This window comes from Gordonia sp. NPDC003950, assembly GCF_053605205.1.
The window spans coordinates 36,950-57,506 of record NZ_JBSGIT010000023.1; the positions used below are offsets into that span (position 1 = coordinate 36,950).

The window sequence follows — 20,557 nt, forward strand, 5'->3', positions numbered from 1 at the left end:
CCCAGTAGCCTTGATACATGCGTACCGCCTACCAGGAACAACTGCGCGTTCTGAACGCCATTCTGGGTGAGATGTGCGACCTCGCCGGCTCGGCGATGGAACGTGCCACCCAGTCCCTTCTCCAGGCCGATCTCGCGATCGCCGAGGATGTCATCAGTGAAGACGAGCGGATGAGTGAGCTCACCGCGCAGGCCGAGGAGCAGGCCTTCGCATTGCTGGCGCTGCAGAATCCGGTCGCGGGTGATCTGCGCGGTATCGTCAGCGCCCTGCAGATCGTCTCCGACGCCGACCGCATGTGCGCCCTGGCGCTGCACGTCGCCAAGGTGGCCCGGCGTCGCCATCCCGCCAAGGCCCTCCCCGAGGAGGTCGCCGGGTACTTCGCCGAGATGGGTCGCCTGGCGGTGATCCTCGCGCACAACGCCCGTGAGGCGCTGGAAACCCTCGATCCGCAGGCCGCCGCGCGCCTCGAAGAGGACGACGATTCGATGGACGATCTGCACCGTCACCTCTTCACGGTGATGATGGATCGCGAATGGAATCACGGCGTCGCCGCCGCCGTCGACATCACCCTGCTGGGGCGTTACTACGAGCGTTTCGCCGACCACGCCGTCCTCATCGGCCGGCGGGTGGTCTTCCAGGCGACCGGCAAGACCCTCGAGGACCTTGAGGTCTGAATCTCCGCGCGGTTCCTTCCGGCCGGTGATCGGCGTCGACGTCTCGTGCGTCGGCGCCGATCGCCGTCTGTGCCCCCTACCGTCTGCGCCCCACCGTCTGCGCCCACCGTGACCCAGACATTGTGACCCCGACCACTCATATGCCGCGTGTGGTACATCGTCTCAGAATGTGCGACGCACATCGGCGAGCGGTTAGGGTAACAGCCCATGGGCCTGCGCTACCCCGCCGAACCGGACTTCAATGCCGTGTCCGACGACGATGACTCCCGACACCATCACCTCGGTGCCCGACAGCTCGTCATCTACGGGGGCGTGATCGCGTCGCTGCTCGCACTGCTGGTGATCCTCTACCTCAACATGTGAGGAATCCCCGACCGCCGTGGGCGATCGGGGATTTCTGTGTCGTAGGGCCGCCGAAGGTGGGCGGTCCGGCCTATCCGAAACGGCCCGAGATGTAGTCCTCGGTCTCCCGCTTGGTGGGGTTGGAGAACATCGTCTCGGTGTCGTTGATCTCCACGAGCTGACCGGGCTTGCCGACGCCGTCGAGGTTGAAGAACGCGGTCTGGTCACTCACGCGGGCGGCCTGTTGCATGTTGTGGGTGACGATGACGATGGTGTAGTCCTTCTTGAGCTCACCCATCAGGTCCTCGATGGCCAGCGTCGAGATCGGGTCGAGCGCCGAGCACGGCTCGTCCATCAGCAACACGTCCGGCGACACCGCGATGGCGCGGGCGATGCACAGACGCTGCTGCTGACCACCGGACAGGCCGCCACCGGGCTTGTCGAGACGATCCTTGACCTCATCCCACAGATTCGCACCCTTGAGGCTGCGTTCGCACACCTCGGCCAGTTCGGACTTGTTGCGGATGCCCTGCAGTTTCAGGCCGGCCACCACGTTGTCGCGAATCGACATCGTGGGGAACGGATTCGGACGCTGGAACACCATGCCGATGGTGGTGCGCACCGCGGTCGGATTGACCTCTTTGGCGTAGATGTCCTCGCCGTCGAGGAGCACGCTGCCGACCGCGTAGGCGCCGGGAATCTCCTCGTGCATGCGGTTGAGGGTGCGCAGCACGGTGGACTTGCCGCAACCGGACGGTCCGATGAATGCGGTGATGCTGCGCGGCGGCACCGACAGCGTCACGTCCTTCACGGCGTGGAACTTGCCGTAGTAGATGTTCAGATCTTTGATGTCGAGGCGCTTGGCCATGGCACTACCTTTGGGAAGTCTGGATGAACTGGTGGATGCGACCGGTGAGGTGTGCGCCGAGGGTCGACGCACCCGCGTGGCCTATTTGGTCTTGGGCGCCAGGTACTTCGCCAGCAACGCGGCGATGACGTTGAGAACGGCGATGATGATGATCAGCGTCAGTGCCGCGCCCCAGTAGTAGAACGACGACGCCGGCTGGCTCGCCGACCACACGTCCTTGATGAACAGCGGCAGCGAATTCATGCCGCCCTCAAAGGGATTGGTCTTCACCAGCGAGCTGGCCGGCCCGGCGAGGATGAGCACCGGGGCGGTCTCACCCATGATGCGGGCGATCGCGAGGAAGATACCCGAGAGCATCCCCGACAGCGCCGTCGGAATAACCACGCGCACAATGGTTTTCCACTTGGGGATACCCAGGGCGTAGGACGCCTCACGCAATTCGTCGGGGACGAGTTTGAGCATCTCCTCGGTGGAGCGCACCACGATCGGGATCATCAGCAGGATCAGTGCCAGGCTCACCATGAAGGCGCTCTGCCCCATCGACAGTCCGATGACGAACACCGTGAAGATGAACAGCGTCGCGACGATCGACGGCACTCCGGCGAGGATGTCGACCATGAAACTGACCGGCTTGACGAGCTTCGACGTCGGGTACTCGACCAGCATGATGGCCGTGAGGACGGCGATGGGCACCGAGATGATGGCCGCGATCAACGCCTGGATGATCGACCCCACGATCGCCGGTGCCACACCTGCGCCGTACTGGGTGGTGGTGTCGATGCCGTAGGCATCGCCGAACCACCAGTTGGGATCGGTGATCGCCTGTGCGCCCTGCGAGATGACGGTCCACAGCAACCACACCAGCGGGATCACCCCGAGCGCGAAGCAGGCGATGAAGGCGATCTTGGCCGCATTGTTCTTGGCCTTGCGGCTCAGCGAGACCTCGCGGAATGCGCTGGGGGCCTGTTTGACGGGACCGCCACCGGAGGCCGCTTCGTCGGCTGTGATGGTCATCCGTTCACCTTTCCGCCGGCGACCGCACGGGCGACCGCGTTGACCACGAACGTGAGAACGAAGAGCACCAGGCCGGCGGCGATGTAGGCGCTCTGAGTGTCGCGACTGCCGACGAATTCGCCGACGTCGCGGGCGATCTTCGAGGCGAAGGTGTCGCCACCCTCGAACAGCGACCACTTGAGGCGTCCGACGGCCGCGCTCAAGATGATCATCACCGCGATCGTCTCGCCGAGCGCACGCCCGAGGGCCAGCATCGCGGCGGCGATCATGCCGGATCGGCCGTACGGGAACGAGGTCATCCGGATGACCTCCCACTTGGTGGCGCCGAGCGCCATGGCCGCTTCCTTCTGGCCACTCGGCGTCTGCCGCAACACCTCTCGGGTGATGGAGGCAATGATCGGCAGCATCATGATCGCCAGCACGATGCCGGCGGTGAAGATGGTGCCGCCACCGGCGATCGACGTGCTACCGGTCCCGAACAGGAAGAACCAGCCGAGACTGCTGTTCAGCCATTCGGCGAACGGTGCGATGAACGGCGCCAGGATGTAGATACCCCAGAGACCGAAGATGATCGAGGGCACCGCGGCCAGCAGGTCGATGACCGCACCGAGCGGACGGGAGATCCGGCGGGGCGCGTACTCGACGAGGAAGACCGCGATGCCGATCGCGATCGGGGTGGCGATGACGAGCGCGAAGAACGACGTCAGCACGGTGGCGCGGAACAGTTCCCACACACCGAATCTGACGGTGCCCTCGTCGAAGTTGCTCTGGGCGACATTCCATTCCGAGGAGAACAGGAAGGTCGTGGTGTTCGCCGCGATCGACGGGATCGCGTCGACGACGAGCGTGATGCCGATCCCCGCGATCAGCACGATCACGAAGAAACCGGTCCCACGAGCGAGGTAGGAGAAGACGCGGTCGCCGACCGCGCCCCGGTGGCTTTTCAGGCCGGGGTGGAGCTGTTCCTGCAGTTCCTGCTTTTGCTCGGGCGGTAACTGGTTGGGCTCGTCCGGCGTGGAGCCGGACTCCGACGGTTTGCCCGCCGAAGTCCGGCCCAGTCCGGTGGTGTCATCCACAGACATAACTCTTATCTCGCATCGTGGTGGTTGGTACTTGCTACTGGATCGCGTTGATCGATGCCTGCAGCTTCTGCTGGAACTCGGTCGGCAGCGGGATGTAGCCGGCGTTGACCAGTTCCTGTCCCTGGTTCTGCGGCGCGGCGGCCACCGACAGGAAGGTCTTCACACCCTGACCGACGGAGGCGTCAGAGTACTTGGAGCACACGATCGAATATGTTGCCAGAACGATCGGGTAAGCACCGGCCTGAGTGGGCTTGTAGAAGGACGAGGTGTCGATCACCATGTTGTGGTTGTCCGGACCGTTGGCCAGGGTCGCCGACTCGATGGTCTTGCCACCGGCCTCCGCGGTCAGGGCCACACCGGTGGGATCCTGATCGGTGATGATCTTGGCCATCGACAGCTGATTCGACTGGGCGTAGGCCCACTCGACGTAGGCGATCGAACCGGGGGTCGGCTTCACGGCCGAACCCACGCCCGGGTTGCCCTGCTTGCCCTCACCGACACCGCCGTTGAAGGTCTTGCCGGTGCCCTTGGTCCAGCCGCCGGCCGCGGTCAGGTACTTCTGGAAGTTGTCGGTGGTGCCCGAGGAGTCGGCGCGGTAGATCACGTTGATCGGGGTCGACGGGAGGGTGACGCCGGGGTTGTCGGCGGCGATCGCCGGATCGTTCCAGGTCTTGGCCTCACCACTGAAGATCTTCGACAGGGTCGCACCCGACAGCGCCAGGTTGTCGACACCCTCGACGTTGTAGGCGACCGCGATTGGGCCGAACACCAGCGGCAGCTGCCAGGCCTCGGAGCTGCAGCGCTGGGCCGCGGCCGAGATCTCGTCACCCTTCAGCGGGGAGTCGGAGCCACCGAAGTCGGTGAGGCCCTGGTTGAAGTCGGAGACGCCCTGGCCGGAGCCGCCGCCACCGTAGGAGAGTTCGTACCCCGGGCACGTCTTGGCGAACGAGGTGGAGAAGATCTTCATGGCGTTGGCCTGGGCGGTGGAGCCGCTGGCCTTCAGCGACTGCTTGCCCTGGCACTGGATGTCGGCCACGGCCGAGGCCGGCGCGGCGCTCGTGTCGTCCTTGTCGGCATTGCTGCTACACGCACCGAGGACGAGGGCGGAGCTGGCCGCCATCGCGGCGACGACTGCACCCGTACGACTCAATTTCACTTTCAGGTTCCTCCAGCATCAGAACACGACAACCCCCCGCGGGGCGCCCGGTCGGGACAACCCTAGGGTCCGCCGATGGACGGCCCGCGCACCGAAGGTGAACGGAAGATGAATTGGACATCCCCGACACGCGGATCCGGGTAGATGGCCATCGGGACTGTTGTCGCCGTCACGGCGAGACGGGTAGCGGGCAGCCGTCGAGCTTCACTTAGGTAAGCCTTGGTAAAGTCTTTCTGATTCTCATGGGCAGACCACGTTCCGACACCGACCGCGCGGCCATCCGCGCGTCGCCGATCGACCGGCACCACAGCCGTCGCCGATCGGCCCTGGTGTTCGGTCCGGTGGCCACGCCCGCGGTGCCCGACGCGGCCGATCGCCTCGCGGCACTGGCCGCGCGCGGCGCGTGGTCGCGGATCGGCCTGCACCCCTCCCCGGCGGCGAGCAGATGGCCTTTCGACCCCACCGCAGGCGGTCACGTCGTGCGCGCCGCCGCCGATCCCGGCGACGATCCCCTGCGCCTGCTCGACGAGGTCCGCACCCGCGGAGGCGAACCGCTGCGGGTGGCGATCGGCGGCGACCACATCGCCATCGACTTCGATCACGGACTGGGCGACGCCCGACTCATGCACACCGTCGTCGATGTCGCTCTGGGCGTTGCCGATCCCACCGACGATCGACTGTGGCATCGCTATCGCCACCGGCTCCCTCCCCTCGCCGTGGCCTCGGCGCGGATCGCCGCCGATCCGAGACGTCTCGTCGCGCTCGCCCGGCTGACCCGCCGACCCGATCGCACACCGCCCAGACCGCTCTCGTCATCGACGAGAACTGTTGTGCAGCCGGATGTTTCCGTGTCGCGACGCCCCCGCGCCCACGCCCTGCGCATCCCGTCGGACACCGTCGCCGCGGTGCGGTCCGCACGGGACGAGCACCGCCCGGGGGTCACCCTGTATGCGCTGACCACCGCCGCCCTCGTCGACGTCCTCGACACCGCCGGGGTGGCACTCGATCCCGTCGTCACCGCACCGTTCGACGCCCGCGCCTACCTGCCGGAGGACCGGTCGACCCTGGCGAACTTCTCCGCGGGGCTCGCCTTCGAGGTTGCCCCCGGCACCGATCCGACTCGGCTGCATCACGAGCTCACCGAGGCCGCCCGGATCGGTCGTCCGGTGGCCAATCTCGTTGCCACCGAGGCGAAGACGCGGCTCGCGGCGATGTTTCCGAGCCACCGTCCCGCAGCCCCGACATCCCCGTCGTCGGTGCACCTGCTGCACTCGAGCGTCGGTCACATCCCCGGATCCGAGGATCGGTGGCGGTGGCTCGACGACGAGCGCGCGCAGGTGCTCGCGGTCGCCGATCCACCGACGCCGTATGGAATCACCGTGACCACCGCCATGGTGGGTGGTGGGATGTCGGTCGCGACAGCATATTTCGACGCGGTCGTGCCCGGCGACGCTGTCGACACGGCGATGAACCTTCTTCCCCTGCGCATGCTCGAGCTGGCGTCGATGACCTGAGCACCGCGTCATCTCAACACTTTTCGCCCAAAACTCACGCCGACCGCGTGCCACGCCAGGAGGTTTCCACGCCATGTCCGCACCATCTCAACGCTGCCAGGTGGCCATCATCGGCGCCGGACCCGCGGGGCTCGCACTCGGTCAGATGCTCGCCCTCCAGGGCATCGACGCCGTGGTTCTCGAGGCTCGTTCCGAGGAGTACGTTCGCGCCCGCGTCCGGGCCGGCGTCATCGAGAACACCACCGTCGACATCCTCACCGAACTCGGTGTGGCCGATCGGCTGCATCGGGAGGCGCTGGTGCACAACGGATTCTATCTGCGTTTCGACCGCACCACCCATCGTCTCGACTTCCACCGCTTCGACGGCCGACATGCCTACGTCTACGGGCAGGCCGAGATCGTGGCCGACCTCATCGACGCCCGCAAGGCTGCGGGACTACCACTGGTCTTCGAGGCGCAGGACGTCGAGCTCGACGGAATCGATTCGGCGACAAGCGAGATCACCTATGTCGTCGACGGCGAACCGCAACGCCTCGTCGCCGACGTCGTCGCCGGCTGCGACGGCTTCCACGGCGTCACCCGCAGCTACCTTCCGGCAACCGTTCGCACCCTCGAACGGGTGTATCCGTTCGCCTGGCTCGGCATCCTGGCCCGCACCACGCCGGTGACCGAGGAGGGCATGTACTGTGCGCATCCCGACGGACTGTCGGTGCACAGCATGCGCGGCACACACATCACGCGGCAGTACCTCCAGGTACCGGCCGACACCGACCTCGCCGACTGGCCCGACGACCGCATCTGGTCGGAGTTGAAGCGGCGCAGCGCTTCCGACGATCATCCGGAACTCGAGACCGGCGAGATCTTCGATCGCAGCCTGGCGCCGCTGCGTAGCGTCGTCACCGAACGCATGCAGACCGGGTCGCTGTTCCTGCTCGGCGACGCCGCCCACATCGTGCCGCCGACCGGGGCGAAGGGACTCAATCTCGCGGTGTCGGATGCGTGCGTTCTCTCCCACGCCCTCGGACTGTTCTACCGCACCGGCGATCGGTCCGGGCTGGAGGCCTACACCGACACCGCCCTGCCGCGAATCTGGCAGGCACAGAACTTCTCCTGGACCCTGACCTCGATTCTGCACCGCTTCACCGACGACCCCTTCGACTGGGAGTTGCGTCGGGCACGACTGCAGCGGTGGGCCGAGTCCGACGCCGAACAGCACGGCCTCGGTGAGGTCTACCTGGGCCTGCCGTTCCCTACGCCGTGGCGGGCCGAGTAGCGAAGTCCGCCACGCCCAGCGGCATCTCGGCCAGATCGACGCCGAAGTCGCGGAGACACGCCTGCCGCGCCGCGACCGGATCGAGGATCGACTCACTGCGGAGCTCACCGTCGGTGACGATCAGCCGAAAGCGCCCGGGCACGTCGGCGTCGGTGAGTGTCCGACGGCCGTCGCCGTCGGGCAGTGTGCAGATCACCGAGCGGGTGAACCGCGACCGTGGAGAGGTACTGTGCCACCACGCCATCGCCTCGAAATCGACGAGGGGACGAGGGTGGGATTCGAGTACATAGGCAGCGGAGCCGACGTCGACGCGGCGGTCGTGCGCGGATGTGAGATCGACGGGGCGGCAGACACGCTCGCCGCCGAAGCCCACATCGACCAGCAGGGTGAGGCCGTCGACGGCGACGATGACGGCCATATGGCCCAGGGGCGGACCCGGTTGCCCACCGGCGTCCACGCGTGCGCCGATCACCTGCGCCTCGAGGCCCAGCGCCCGCAAGGCCATGGCCAGCAGCCCGTTCAGCTCGTAGCAGATCCCGCCGCGCCGGCCGTCGACGAGTCGTGCCACGATCGCCGATTCCTCGGACTCGACGGGAATACCGCGGTGGATGTCGAGATTCTCGAAGGGGATTCGTGCGTGTTGTGCGGCGGCCACCTGCGCGACCAGTTCGGCACCGCGCGAGGCGGGTGCGTCGATTCCGATCCGGTCGAGATACGCGGGCAACGAGAAGACCGCGCGCGTTGTTTCGGGGCGCAAATGATCCACTCCAACAGGGTAGGCTACCCTCACTAACCATGGGTCCTGAGGTCTTCTGGTACATCAATCCGACCGACGGCGACGTGCCGTGGGAACCGTCGCTGCGCGTCGAGCCGACCCTCGAGGTGATTCGGCACCAGGCCCAGACCCTGGACCGCCTGGGCTTTTCCGGCGCACTCACCACCGCCCGCGAACCGATCGCGCTGGTGCCCGGCACCGACAACCTGCGATTCCTCATCCCGGTGTACCCGGGCGTCAAGCCGCCGGCGCAACTCGCCGAGGAGGCCCAGGTCTTCGACCAGTACTCGGGCGGGCGACTGATCTTCAACCAGGTCAACGGCGCCGACCCGGTGCTCGCGCGGTACGGGCGCCGCGAGTCCAAGGCGGAGCGGTATCGGCTGTCGGCGGAGTACTGGCGGCAGGTCAAACGGCTCTACGCCGACGAGACCGAGGCCTACGACGGCGAGTTCTTCTCCTACGGCCCGCGGTACAAACCGGCCATCCCCGGTCCGCGGCAGCCCGGCGGCATCGAGGTGTGGGGTACGGGCGCCTCCCCGGAGGGCATCTGGCACGCCGCGGAGGTGCTCGACGTCTACCTGTCGTTCATGGCTCCCCCGTCGGACTTGACGGCACTGTTCGACCGTGTCCGGGCCGCCGCATCCGAACGCGGCCGTACCTTGCGGTTCGGCGTGCTCGCCAGCGTCATCGTCCGGGAGACCGACGACGCGGCCTGGGAACGGTTCGAATCCCAGTTGAGTAGGACCCGACCCGAGACCGTCCTGGCCACCGCCGACCGCAACCTGCGCAGTTTCGGCTTCCCCGGCCTCGACGAGATCTCCAGCGACGACCGAAAGGTGCAGGGCCGGATCGATGCGCTGCGCGCCGGCCGCATCCCCGGCCGAGAGCTGTTGGAGTACGCACCGAATATGGCTGCCGGTCTGACCACCTGGACCGCCGCCGAACCACCATTCGACATCGCGGGCAAGGGCACCGGAACCTACTTCGTCGGCAGCGCCGAGAACGTAGCGGCCACCATGAATTCACTTGCCGCACAGGCAGGGATCGACATCTGGATTCTGTCCGGCTGGCCGCTGGCCGCCGAGGCCGAGATCGCCGCCGACCTCCTGCTCCCGCTACTGCAGAATCCGGCGACCACCGCGGTGGCCTGAGCGTCCCCCACCCGCCGACCAAGCACCCACCCGCCGAGCCACCCGCCCGCCGGTCGAGCCACCCACCCGCCGGTCGAGCCACCCATCCGCCGGTCGAGCCACCCATTCGCCGACCGAGCCACCCATCCGCCGGTCGAGGAGCGAGGAGCCCCCAGGGCGACGAGCCTCGAGACCACCGCAACCCGACAACCCAACCAGCCCAACACCTCCCGCCTGACGATCCCCACCCGCCGGTCGAGGAGCGAGGAGCCCCCAGGGCGACGAGCCTCGAGACCACCGCAACCCGACAACCCAACCAGCCCAACACCTCCCGCCTGACGATCCCCACCCGCCGGTCGAGGAGCGAGGAGCCCCAAGGGCGACGAGCCTCGAGACCACCGCAACCCGACAACCCAACCAGCCCAACACCTCCCAGCACCACCCCACCAGGTCTCGACACGACCTCCGTTTCGACGGAGCTCAACGCGGCGGCTAACGCTCCGGTCGGCTCGACCAAAAAAAGCGCACCACCCAGGGCGTCGGCTCGACCAACGAAAAGCCCACCTCGATCAACGAAAAACGCTGCGAACCTGCGCAACCCGCCGATCGAGCCCTACCGCACCGTCGCCACCACACCGCGGTGATCGGAGCCCACCAAGGTCACCGTGTGCATGGACGTGGGTTGCAGACCGCCGCGCGTCAGCACGTGATCGATGGTCAGTAGCGGCGGAATCGCCTTGTCCGCCGGGTAGGTCGGCACAAAACCGGCACCCACCACCTCGGCGGCGTCGAGCAGATCCGGCGACGTGTCGGGTCCGTATCCGGCGAGCATCCTACGGAACGGCCGATGATCCCAGGTGGAGTTCATGTCAGCACCGACGATCGTCGGAAGTGCCTCGGCCGCAAGGATGTCGGATAGTCGACTCATCTCGAGATCCCATCGCCACGCGGCCTCCGGCCAGGGCGGCAGCGGATGCAGCGCGTACACCGCAGTGCGGCCGTGGCCGGGAAGGTCGGTTTCCGCGCGCACATTCCCGAGGCGGAAACCGTCGAGTACGCGCCCGTCGACGAGTGGATACTTCGAGAAGATCCCGACACCCCGGCCGTCGGGCAACGCATGGGTGAACGAATACGGCAGCGCCACAGCGAGATCCGACACTTCGATGCGATTCAACGCACCCTCGGTGAGTTCGACGATGGTCAGGAGGTCGACGTCCTCGGCCCGTACCGTCGAGGCCAGCGACACGATGTCGGCCTGACCGAGGTAGATATTCGCCTGCATGACAACGAGATCGGAATCCGCCGCCGACGACGCTCCTACATAGAGCGGCGCCTGCGTCAGCACGCCGGCCGCCACCACGAGCGCCGCAATGCCCGCGACGATCCACCGCCGCGCAAGCAGCAGCACGACGAGTCCGACGACGCCGACGACCACCAACACCGGAGTGAAGGCGGCGACGCGGCTCGCCGTCGAACTGACGAACCCGGAGTAGTGCGCGAACACTCCTGCCGCGCAGGCGAATACCGCCGACATCCCCACGACGGTGGCCGCAGCTCGCACCAACCTCCGACCCCGCGGTCCCGGTGTCCCCCGACCCGGCGGCGCGCCACCGACGCCCACGACCGGTTCAGCCATAGGCGACGTCGATGGCGTGCCGCCCGAATCCCAGCCGCTCATAGGTACGTAAGGCCGCGGTGTTGTCGCCCTCGACGTAGAGCATCACGTCGTCGATGCCCCGGTCGGCGAAGTAGTGCAGTCCGGCCAGCGTCAGCAACCGGCCCAGCCCACGACCCTGCGCGGCCGGATCGACACCGACGATGTACACCTCGCCGAGTGTCGGGCTCTGCGTCTTGGTCCAGTGAAATCCCAGAAGGGTGTCGGGAGCGGCGGTGTCGAACGCCAGGAACAGGCCCGCCGGGTCGAACCAGTCGGCCTGCACCCGCTCGGTGATCTGTTCGGGCGCCCAGCCGCCCTGCTCCGGATGCCAGGCGAAGGCGGCGTTGTTGACCCGCAGGATCTCCGGGTCGTCGGCCGGCCCGGCGTAGGTGCGCAGCTCGGTATCAGCGGGCACGACGAGCGGATCAAGTCCCCTCCGACCGCCGGTACGCAACAGTTGCAGCAGTTCGCGGCGTCGGGTCAGACCCATGGCCGCGGCGAGCGCCTGCGCGCCGGGCAGATCGCCGTGGGCCCACGCCCGGGGTGCTCCGTCGGCATCGAGTGCGCGTGCCGCGGCGAACGCCACCTCGAGAAGCGCCCTACCGTGTCCCTGACGCCGGAGCTCCGGATCGATCACCGCCTCGATCATCGCGGGCTCGTCGTCGCGTCCGGGGGTGATGTTCGCGTACCCGCCCACCGACACGACGTGGCGCACGCCGGGGGTGCCGTCGATCGCGTGCACCGCCTGTTCGGACAGCGGCGCCACCCCGTCGGCCTCCGTTGCGTCGGCCACCAGACGACGCGCGTACGCCGCGACCTGCGGGGACACCGCATCGCTGACGGTCGGCTCATCCGGAATCGTCGTATCGCCGAACGGTGATGTCACTGGTGGTCAGCCTCCACTGGCACTGATTTCCTCGTCTGCGGGTTCGTGGTCGACGGGTACGTCCTCGGGCAGGTCCGGACCGAGGTCCTCGTCGAGGTCGTCGACCGTGGTGTCCGGGCCGCCGGCGCGTCCGCGGCTGGGCCGCACCGCCTTGTAGCCGACGTTGCGGACGGTGCCGATGAGTGATTCGTGGTCGCTGCCGAGTTTGGCCCGAAGCCGCCGCACGTGGACGTCGACGGTGCGGGTGCCGCCGAAGAAGTCATAGCCCCACACCTCCTGCAGCAGTTGCGCCCGGGTGAAGACCCGGCCCGCGTTCTGCGCGAGGTACTTCAGGAGTTCGAATTCCTTGTAGGTCAGATCGAGTGGCCGACCACGCAGCCGCGCAGTGTAGGTGCCCTCGTCGATGACCAGCTCACCCAGCGTCACCTTGCCCGACGCCTCTTCGGCGGTCACTCCGCGGGTGCGCATCACCAGCAACCGCAGCCGGGCGTCGAGTTCGGCCGGTCCGGTTGCCGGCAGCAGGAACTCGTCGAGCCCCCAGTCGGCGTTCACCGCCACCAGGCCACCTTCGGTCAGCACGGCGGCCACCGGGACCGCCGAGCCGGTGCTGCCCAGCAGCCGGCACAGGCCGCGGGCGGCGGCCAGATCCGTCCTGGCATCCACGATGGCAACGTCGGCGTTGCTCGCCTCCATCAACGACGACACCTCTGTCGGAGCAACCCGTACCGTGTGCGCGAGCAGCGCCAACGACGGCAGAACCGACTCCGGATTGGGATCGGCGGTCAACAGTAGGAGATCCACGCAATACTCCGATCTTCCTCAGTCGCGCCCGAAGCACCTCTCGTCCCCGCGGCGAGTGACCCCGGGGGCATTCTCCCCCGTTCGGCCACCTCGACACTGAGGCGAACGATCGGTCGCGCCGGCGGCTCGGCATGTTTACTCCGCCTTACCAACATGTGCGCGACAGGTGACAGAATAACCGCAATGTCGCGCTCTGCTGTTAACAAGGCCGACGCGGACGCCGTGAACTCGGACGATTCGTCCGCCGAGATGTCGGCTCATCGGCTCCGACGCACAGTGATCGTCGCCGTCATCGTGCTGGCGGTGATCGTCGCGGGCGCTTTCGTCACCGACACCGTGGCGGCGAGCCGCGCCGAGCAGCGTTTGTCGGCGTCACTGGCCACCGCACCGGGCATCGAGTACCGCCCCGAGGTCACCCTCGGCGGGTTCCCGTTCCTACGCCACGCCACCGACGGCGAGTTCACCGGCGTCGTCATCACCGCACGCGGAGTACCCGTGTCCGGGTGCACGTATCCGCAGGCACCGGACTGTTTCGCCGAACTCGGCGCCACCCTCGGCCCGGTCACCGTCGACGACGGCTTCGACATCGCCCCGACCGAGGTGATGCGGACGTCGTCGGTGACCGCGTATTCGCTGCTGAACTCGGTGAACCTGGGCCGGATGCTGGGCATCCTCGACCTGAGCGTTAACACCCCCGCGACACCCGACCGCGTCGGTGGGGGCGGTCCGCAGTTCGGGAATCTGGAACGCAGCACGGGCGTCGTGCTCACCGGCACCGTCGCGCTGCCGCCGTCGTCGGCACCCGAACCCGGCGGTGTGCCCGACCCGACACGGGCCCCGTCGGCGTCGGAGTACCCCGGTGCGCGCACCAGGGTCAGCGTCACCGTCGACCTGTCGGTCGTCGACGGCAGACTCCATCTGCAGGCCACCGGTTTCTACACCGGCCCCGAGGAACACGTGGTGTCTGCGGAACTGTCCGGCGATGGGGCACAACAGATGCGTCACGCCGTGCTCGACAGATTCACCCGGACCCTGCCGCCTCTGCCGATGCCGTGGGATCTGCCCGCCACCGGCGCGCACAGCGCCGGCAGCGACATCATGCTCACCGCCGAGTCCGGCCCCCGCGACCTGCGGCCCGACCGGTTCTGATCAGCGCGATCGCAGACCACCGACGCGATTGCGGTGCCGCCCTGACGCTGCTGTACCCTCGTGGGCATGCAACAGCGCCGTGAGTTCTTGCTCACCCGCCGCCGGGCGATCGACTTCTGTCGTGTCGCCGACTGTTGCTGTCGCTGTACACGGTGATCGTGGCGCATCGCGCCGACACGCTCACCTATCGATGACGGTCGGCAAGGCGCACATTTCTGAGCTCTGGGCGACCAACGCGCATCGAGCGTTGTGACCGTCATCGTCCGCCGAAGTCTTCGGCAATCCGACGCCGACGCCTTCATCTTCATTTCCCATATCCCACACCCATGTATCCGGGAGGAAAATCCATGGCACGTTCCGACGTCCTGGTCAGCGCCGATTGGGCTGAGCAGAACCTGCACACCGACAAGGTCGTCTTCGTCGAGGTCGACGAGGACACCAGCGCCTACGACGGCGGCCACATCGAGGGCGCCGTCAAGATCGACTGGAAGACCGATCTGCAAGATCCGGTCCGTCGTGACTTCGTCGACCGCGAGCAGTTCTCCAAACTGCTCTCCGAGCGCGGCATCGCGGGCGACGACACCGTCGTGCTCTACGGCGGCAACAACAACTGGTTCGCCGCCTACGCGTACTGGTACTTCAAGCTCTACGGCCACCAGGACGTGAAGCTGCTCGACGGTGGCCGCAAGAAGTGGGAACTCGACGGCCGGCCGCTGTCGACCGACGCCGTGAGCCGTCCGGTCACCGAGTACAAGGCCGCCGACCCGGACAACACCATCCGCGCCTTCCGTGACGAGGTCGTCGAGGCCATCGATGTGAAGAATCTGGTCGATGTCCGCAGCCCTGACGAGTTCTCCGGCAAGATCCTGGCGCCGGCCCACCTCCCGCAGGAGCAGAGCCAGCGTCCCGGCCACATCCCCGGCGCCATCAACGTGCCGTGGAGCAAGGCCGCCAACGAGGACGGCACCTTCAAGTCCGACGAGGACCTCGCCGCGCTGTACGCCGAGGCCGGCCTCGACGGCGAGAAGGAGACCATCGCCTACTGCCGCATCGGCGAGCGTTCCAGCCACACCTGGTTCGTGCTGCAGGAGCTGCTGGGCCACAAGAATGTGAAGAACTACGACGGCAGCTGGACCGAATACGGTTCGCTGGTCGGCGTTCCGGTTGAACTGGGAGAAGGAAAGTAAGTATGTGTGCTGCACCCAAGCAGGGACAGAAGCTGCCCGCGGGCGTCGACGTCGAGAAGGAGACCGTCCTGACCGGACAGGTCACCGACGGCTCCGGTAGCCCGGTGGCCGGTGCCTTCGTGCGGTTGCTGGATTCGACCGGCGAGTTCACCGCCGAGGTCGTCGCCAGCCCCACCGGCGATTTCCGTTTCTTCGCCGCCCCCGGCACCTGGACGCTGCGTGCGCTCAGCTCGGTCGGCAATGGTGACGTCACCGTGAGCCCGGAGGGTCCGGGCGTGCACAGCCACGACATCACCGTCGCCAAGTAAGGCTGTCCCGCAAGACAAGCGAGGCCCGGTCACCCTGGTGGTGGCCGGGCCTTCGTCGTTTCCGGGGGCGTCGTCGCCCGCCCCGCCACCCGGCTGAAAGTGGGGGAAGAGTTTTCTTCCCCCACTTTCTGCTGTTTCCGGCAGAACTTTCTGGGGGAAGATCGCGTACCCGGGGGGAAGAAGATTCCTCCCCCACTTCTGTTGTCCCCCATTCGTGCGGCACCCGTTGGTCCGTTCGGCCGATTCTTGCGTCCGCCCCCACGTCCGCGGCCGCCAATTCCCCTGCGCCCGTGTTACCTTCACCTTCCATACGTGAAGAATCCGGCCGTTCGCCGGCACTGGAAGGTAATCGGTTCGATGGTACAACTCTGGCCGAATTCTGTTCGCACACATCGCGATTCGACATCAACCCGGACCATCGGCAGAACCGGGGGCCGCGCCCTGCGTCGAGTCGTCGCCGTCCTGGCCCTGGTATTCGCCGCGGCCGCAACACAGATCGCGCCGCCCGCGCACGCCGCACCACCGACCTTCGCGCAGTTCGCGAGCCGCGACGTCCTCGTCGGCACCTTCTTCTCCAGCGACGCCGACCTGACCGACACCATGTACTACTCCACCGATGGCAAGAAGTTCACGTACCTGTCGACGCCGTACCGTCGCGGCCAGAACCCGATGAGCGACCCGTCGATCATCTATCACAACGGCTACTTCTGGATGCTGTCGAACTGGCCGCGTAAGGACGGCCGATTCTGGCCGATGATCGGGGTGTCGCGGGACGGTAAGAACTGGTCGAGACCCGAAGGGCGACAGTTCAACAACGGTCTCTATGCCGGCATCCCGCTGAATCCGGCGCCGGGCGGTCGCGACATCGTCGCACCGGATTGGTACCGCGCCGCCGACGGCAGCATCTACATCGTGTTCACCGCCGGATACTTCGGACACTTCCGTGGCCAGGTCGGCGCCGACCGTATGACGCCGTATGTGGTGCGCGTCAACCAGCTCGACGTCAACGCCGCCGGCCGTGGCCGCGGTGTCCCGCTCGGGAAGAACATCGTCTTCAATGCCGGTCCCGCGACCCGCATCGCCCTCAACCCTGGCGCCAAGGACCGGATCGACGGCTCGTTCTTCGAGCGCGGTGGCACCAAGTACCTGACGATCAAACGCGACGGCACCTGCAACGAGGTGTGGCGCTCGGGCTCGTTCACCGGGCCGTGGCATCGCGACGTGGCGTGCGCGGCGAATGTGCAGGAGGGGCCGAGCATGACTCGCCTCGGCGGCACCTACTACCTCTACACCGACAAGATCTACGGTGGCCGCGCGATCTACTACTCGACGGCGCCGTCGCCGAGCGGCCCGTGGTCGAATCCGACGCCCATCACCACCGCCGGCGGCCCGGGCCGCACCCGGCACGGCACCGTCATCCGCCTCGACGACCGCAACGCCAAGTGCGCGGTCTACCGGATGGCGTACGGCCCCGGCTGCACGTTGACAACGGGCGTTCCCGGCATCGGTGGGCTATTCGGCAGCTGACGGATTGACGGCGACGGCATCGGACCGACTGAAAGTGGGGGAAGAAATTTCTTCCCCCACTTTCTGCTGTTTCCGGCATAACTTTCTGGGGGAAGATCGCGCACCCGGGGGAAGAAGATTCCTCCCCCACTTTTCGCACACACCCGACGCCACCGACCGCGCGCAAACCCGCGAGTGATCCACGTTGCACTCGGTCGGTCCGAGGACGGTGCGCAACACACCGGGAGGTAGACTCCGACGCGTGGTCCTCTTCTTCGAAATCCTCCTGGGTCTGGCCTCGCTGCTGATCGTCTGGTTCGCGCTGTACGTCATCTACCGCCTGGTCAACGACGAGTCGTGACTCTCCCTCCCGAGGGATCCCAGCCCGACGGCACCGGCGCCGACGCGCCTCGCCGGTCGGGTGACGAGGCGATCAGTCAGGCCGAGGCGCGGGCCGTCGAATCCGGCAGCCGCGAACGCAACGTCCCCACCTGGGACGATCTGCCCCTGCCGATCGACACCTCCAACCTCCGCGCAGGCCCCGATCTGCATCCGGGTCTGCTCGGACTGCTGCCGCTGGTCGGCGTCTGGCGTGGGGAGGGCGAGGCCCGCAATCCGCACACCGGCGACGAGTACCACTTCTCACAACAGATCGTCGTCAGTCACGACGGGCAGAACTTCCTCAACTGGGAATCACGCTCGTGGGTCATCGACGAGGACGCCAACTTCGTGCGCCCCGACCTGCGGGAGACCGGCTACTGGCGGATCGGCGACGACGACACCATCGAACTCCTCCTGGCCCACGCCGAGGGCTGGGTCGAGGTCTTCTACGGACAACCGCTCAATCAGACGTCGTGGAATCTGACCACCGACGTCGTCATCAAGTCGGCGACCGGCCCGCATGCCGGCGGCGCACGACGACTCTACGGTCTCGTCCCCGACGGTGACCTCGCCTACGTCGAGGAGCGCGTCGACGCCGACGGCGACTTCGTGCCGCGCCTGTCCGCCAAGTTGCGACGTCACGTCGGATAGCCGCCCGACGATGGTCCGCGACCACACCGGCGCACCGCGATCCCTGCCCGTCTATCTGGCATTGATGTGGCTGCCGGTGCTCGTCGATCTCGTATTCGGCGAGACCTCACCGACCCTGTTCGCATCGGTCGTGGCAGCGGTCGTCCTCGCCGGTGGCGCCCTGTCGCCGCAGACCCGGCGGCTGATGGCCGCCGTCCTCGCCGCCCTGCGGGTGCGGTTGCAACGGATACCGGCACCGCTCGACGCCAATCAACCCCGACGACGTCGGGGCACCACCTTCCCTCGAGAGCTGATTCTTGTTCTGCGCGTGGGTGATCCACGCGCACCGACGTTCGCGGCCTGATCCCCCGCCACCGCCGACACCATCTGAAGGATCTCCCCCATGCTCTCCATTCGCGGAGCGCGCCGTTCACACGGCGCGCAAACCCTGTTCACCGACCTCGATCTCGACGTACCCGCCGGCCGCTGCGCGGCGATCATCGGCCCCAACGGGAGCGGCAAATCCACGCTGCTGCGTTGCGTCATCGACGACGACCGGCTCGACGCCGGCACCATCGACATCGCCGGGATGCGCCCCGACGAACGGTCGCCCCGCTTTCGGGAACTCGTGTCCGCCGACACCGGCGAACAGGCGGCGTTCTTCGACGTCACCCTCACCGAACACCTCGAACTGCTGGCCCGCGCACATCGCACCGAGGATGCCGACGTCGAGAACGCTCTCGCCGACGCCGGACTCGCCGACCTCGCCGATCGCTTTCCACACACGCTCTCCTCGGGTCAGCAGCAACGCTTCGCGCTGGCCGCGGCGCTGTTACGACCGGCGTCGCTGCTCGTCCTCGACGAACCGGAACGTGCACTCGACTTCGCCGGACAGGAGTGGGTGGCCGAGCGGATCATCGAGGCGAAGAACGACGGGAAGGCCGTTCTGGTGGCCACCCACAGCCCAACCCTGGTGCAGCGGTGCGCCGACGACGTGGTGGACCTCGGCCGATGAGGATTCCCGACCTACGCCTGGGGTGGATGCGCCGGTATGACTTCTCCTGGTTCGAGCTCATCTTCTGTGTGGCCGTTCTCGACGGTTTCGCGAGCTGGCTCCTGACCCCGGCACGAGTGTCCCACGTCGCGACCCTGACCGGCGTCGCAGCGACCCACCCGACCATCATCGGGTGCGTCATCGTTGCGGCGATCGCGGTGGGTGCCTACCGCTGGACGGTGGTGTGGGGACCGGTCCGGGTCGAGGGTGCGATGATGCGCTGGCAATTGTCGGGGCCGGGGCCCCGCGGGCCCGAACTGGCCGGCCGGTTGGGCGGCATCGTCATCACCGTCGTCGCCGGATGTACCGCGGCGGGAGCGCTACTCGGGCTGCTCGCACCCGATTCCCTGGTCACCGTGGTCGGCGTCGCGGCCGGACTCGGGCTCGTCGCGGCCATCTGCGCGTACGGCACCCAGGTCGTCGCCGACCGGCGCCACGGTTGCGCACCTCCCCCGACCTGGCAGTGGTCGCCGAATCGGTTGCACCGGAGCACGATCGCACCTGCCGACGGCTACGCCGGTGCGCTCGGACTGGCCGCGAGCCTGATGGACTTCAGCTGGATCACCGATGCCCGGATCGTGCGGTGGAAACGGGGGGCGACGTCGGCGCCGACCCGGCGCCTGCACCGAAACCCCTATGTTGCCCTGGCGCAGATCGACTTTCGACGACTGCGACGACACCTAGACGGCGTGCTGCGCGCGCTCATCTGCATCGCGGTGCTTCTCGTTGCGCCCCAGGTGGTGAGCATCGCGCACGCCGCGACTGCCGTCATCACGGTGCTCATCTCCTGCGCGGGCAACGCGGTGGCAACAGGCCTGCGCAACGCCTCTGAGAGTGTCGCGATCCGGCGCGCCCTGGGGCTCGATGACCGTCGAATCACACGGGCGCACATGGCTGTTCCCGGATCGGTGATACTCATCGCCGCCGCCGCGGCCGCCGTCGCCGGTCACTGACGCCGGCCTCGGCGGTGATCTGCTTCGTGGGTTGCGCAGTCGCCGTCCTGCGGCGGGGTACCCGGCCACCCCTGCCGTACGACGCGCCGGTGGTCACCGAGTCGGTGGTCACCGGCGCGGCGACTCAGCCGCTGATGATCGCCGCCCAGGCGCGCGGGATGGTTGCGCTGATCATCACGGCCGTCGCCGCGTCGGTGGTGTGACTCCCTCCCGCAGC

Annotated in this window: 22 protein-coding genes; 14 read left to right on the forward strand and 8 right to left on the reverse strand. The window is 67.3% G+C overall.

What is annotated here, in order from left to right; genetic code table 11:
- Positions 1 to 17 precede the first annotated feature (17 nt).
- Together phoU and ACWETB_RS18775 are read left to right on the forward strand one after the other, a co-directional pair.
- Positions 18 to 674 (forward strand): phosphate signaling complex protein PhoU, encoded by a 657-nt coding sequence (phoU, locus tag ACWETB_RS18770; protein ID WP_348808771.1) that lies wholly within the window; start codon positions 18 to 20, stop codon positions 672 to 674.
- A 207-nt stretch (positions 675 to 881) separates the two neighbouring features.
- Positions 882 to 1,037, forward strand: a complete 156-nt coding sequence (locus ACWETB_RS18775; RefSeq protein WP_348808770.1) for a hypothetical protein — start codon at positions 882 to 884, stop codon at positions 1,035 to 1,037.
- Between the two features lie 70 nt (positions 1,038 to 1,107).
- Here the strand turns inward: ACWETB_RS18775 and pstB are convergent, their stop codons facing one another.
- From pstB to pstS, 4 genes are all read right to left on the reverse strand, one after another.
- Entirely contained in the window at positions 1,108 to 1,884 is a 777-nt protein-coding gene (pstB, locus tag ACWETB_RS18780) for a phosphate ABC transporter ATP-binding protein PstB (protein WP_348808769.1), read from the reverse strand.
- An 81-nt stretch (positions 1,885 to 1,965) separates the two neighbouring features.
- On the reverse strand, positions 1,966 to 2,898 hold the full coding sequence (pstA, locus tag ACWETB_RS18785) for a phosphate ABC transporter permease PstA (protein WP_348808768.1): 933 nt from the start codon (positions 2,896 to 2,898) through the stop codon (positions 1,966 to 1,968).
- Positions 2,895 to 3,980, reverse strand: a complete 1,086-nt coding sequence (gene pstC / locus ACWETB_RS18790; protein WP_348808767.1) for a phosphate ABC transporter permease subunit PstC — start codon at positions 3,978 to 3,980, stop codon at positions 2,895 to 2,897. Before pstC ends, pstA begins: the two co-directional genes overlap by 4 nt.
- A 34-nt stretch (positions 3,981 to 4,014) precedes the next feature.
- Positions 4,015 to 5,136, reverse strand: a complete 1,122-nt coding sequence (gene pstS, locus ACWETB_RS18795) for a phosphate ABC transporter substrate-binding protein PstS (RefSeq protein WP_348808766.1) — start codon at positions 5,134 to 5,136, stop codon at positions 4,015 to 4,017.
- 242 nt (positions 5,137 to 5,378) lie between these two features.
- On the opposite strand from pstS, the gene ACWETB_RS18800 reads away from it, so the two are divergent.
- Positions 5,379 to 6,650: a hypothetical protein gene (locus ACWETB_RS18800; protein WP_452212857.1), complete on the forward strand. Its 1,272-nt coding sequence runs from the start codon at positions 5,379 to 5,381 to the stop codon at positions 6,648 to 6,650.
- Positions 6,651 to 6,723: 73 nt separating this feature from the next.
- Positions 6,724 to 7,923 carry a 4-hydroxybenzoate 3-monooxygenase gene (locus tag ACWETB_RS18805; protein WP_452212859.1) on the forward strand — a complete coding sequence of 400 codons (1,200 nt, stop codon included), beginning with the start codon at positions 6,724 to 6,726 and terminating at the stop codon, positions 7,921 to 7,923.
- On the opposite strand, the gene ACWETB_RS18810 is transcribed toward ACWETB_RS18805, so the two are convergent.
- Entirely contained in the window at positions 7,901 to 8,689 is a 789-nt protein-coding gene (locus ACWETB_RS18810) for an arylamine N-acetyltransferase family protein (protein ID WP_348808763.1), read from the reverse strand. The two genes, ACWETB_RS18805 and ACWETB_RS18810, sit on opposite strands and share 23 nt — an antisense overlap.
- A gap of 29 nt (positions 8,690 to 8,718) precedes the next feature.
- On the opposite strand from ACWETB_RS18810, the gene ACWETB_RS18815 reads away from it, so the two are divergent.
- Positions 8,719 to 9,849 (forward strand): LLM class flavin-dependent oxidoreductase, encoded by a 1,131-nt coding sequence (locus ACWETB_RS18815; protein ID WP_452212862.1) that lies wholly within the window; start codon positions 8,719 to 8,721, stop codon positions 9,847 to 9,849.
- A 592-nt stretch (positions 9,850 to 10,441) separates the two neighbouring features.
- On the opposite strand, the gene ACWETB_RS18820 is transcribed toward ACWETB_RS18815, so the two are convergent.
- From ACWETB_RS18820 to ACWETB_RS18830, 3 genes are all read right to left on the reverse strand, one after another.
- Positions 10,442 to 11,362, reverse strand: a complete 921-nt coding sequence (locus tag ACWETB_RS18820) for an endonuclease/exonuclease/phosphatase family protein (protein ID WP_452212864.1) — start codon at positions 11,360 to 11,362, stop codon at positions 10,442 to 10,444.
- A 94-nt stretch (positions 11,363 to 11,456) separates the two neighbouring features.
- Entirely contained in the window at positions 11,457 to 12,344 is an 888-nt protein-coding gene (mshD, locus tag ACWETB_RS18825; protein WP_452212924.1) for a mycothiol synthase, read from the reverse strand.
- Positions 12,345 to 12,377: 33 nt separating this feature from the next.
- Positions 12,378 to 13,172 carry a winged helix-turn-helix transcriptional regulator gene (locus ACWETB_RS18830; protein WP_449742047.1) on the reverse strand — a complete coding sequence of 265 codons (795 nt, stop codon included), beginning with the start codon at positions 13,170 to 13,172 and terminating at the stop codon, positions 12,378 to 12,380.
- A 183-nt stretch (positions 13,173 to 13,355) separates the two neighbouring features.
- Here ACWETB_RS18830 and ACWETB_RS18835 point away from each other — a divergent pair, with 183 nt between their 5' ends.
- The 9 genes from ACWETB_RS18835 (at position 13,356) to ACWETB_RS18875 (ending at position 20,543) form a co-directional block, all read left to right on the forward strand.
- Complete coding sequence (locus ACWETB_RS18835) at positions 13,356 to 14,321, forward strand: LmeA family phospholipid-binding protein (RefSeq protein ID WP_452212866.1); 966 nt, start codon at positions 13,356 to 13,358, stop codon at positions 14,319 to 14,321.
- A 347-nt stretch (positions 14,322 to 14,668) separates the two neighbouring features.
- Positions 14,669 to 15,508 carry a sulfurtransferase gene (locus tag ACWETB_RS18840; protein ID WP_452212868.1) on the forward strand — a complete coding sequence of 280 codons (840 nt, stop codon included), beginning with the start codon at positions 14,669 to 14,671 and terminating at the stop codon, positions 15,506 to 15,508.
- Between the two features lie 2 nt (positions 15,509 to 15,510).
- On the forward strand, positions 15,511 to 15,816 hold the full coding sequence (locus ACWETB_RS18845; RefSeq protein WP_348804768.1) for a DUF1416 domain-containing protein: 306 nt from the start codon (positions 15,511 to 15,513) through the stop codon (positions 15,814 to 15,816).
- Between the two features lie 357 nt (positions 15,817 to 16,173).
- Complete coding sequence (locus ACWETB_RS18850; protein ID WP_449742050.1) at positions 16,174 to 17,343, forward strand: hypothetical protein; 1,170 nt, start codon at positions 16,174 to 16,176, stop codon at positions 17,341 to 17,343.
- A gap of 336 nt (positions 17,344 to 17,679) precedes the next feature.
- A complete protein-coding gene (locus ACWETB_RS18855; RefSeq protein ID WP_449742051.1) occupies positions 17,680 to 18,354 on the forward strand; it encodes an FABP family protein in 675 nt (224 codons plus the stop codon).
- A gap of 10 nt (positions 18,355 to 18,364) precedes the next feature.
- The gene (locus tag ACWETB_RS18860; RefSeq protein ID WP_449742052.1) at positions 18,365 to 18,697 is read left to right on the forward strand and encodes a hypothetical protein; all 333 of its coding nucleotides are present in this window, start codon (positions 18,365 to 18,367) and stop codon (positions 18,695 to 18,697) included.
- Positions 18,698 to 18,736: 39 nt separating this feature from the next.
- Positions 18,737 to 19,348, forward strand: coding sequence for an ABC transporter ATP-binding protein (locus ACWETB_RS18865; protein WP_452212871.1), 612 nt, complete (start codon positions 18,737 to 18,739; stop codon positions 19,346 to 19,348).
- On the forward strand, positions 19,345 to 20,340 hold the full coding sequence (locus ACWETB_RS18870) for a DUF6297 family protein (protein ID WP_452212873.1): 996 nt from the start codon (positions 19,345 to 19,347) through the stop codon (positions 20,338 to 20,340). Before ACWETB_RS18865 ends, ACWETB_RS18870 begins: the two co-directional genes overlap by 4 nt.
- Positions 20,341 to 20,366: 26 nt before the next feature.
- The gene (locus ACWETB_RS18875; protein ID WP_452212875.1) at positions 20,367 to 20,543 is read left to right on the forward strand and encodes a hypothetical protein; all 177 of its coding nucleotides are present in this window, start codon (positions 20,367 to 20,369) and stop codon (positions 20,541 to 20,543) included.
- Positions 20,544 to 20,557 lie beyond the last annotated feature (14 nt).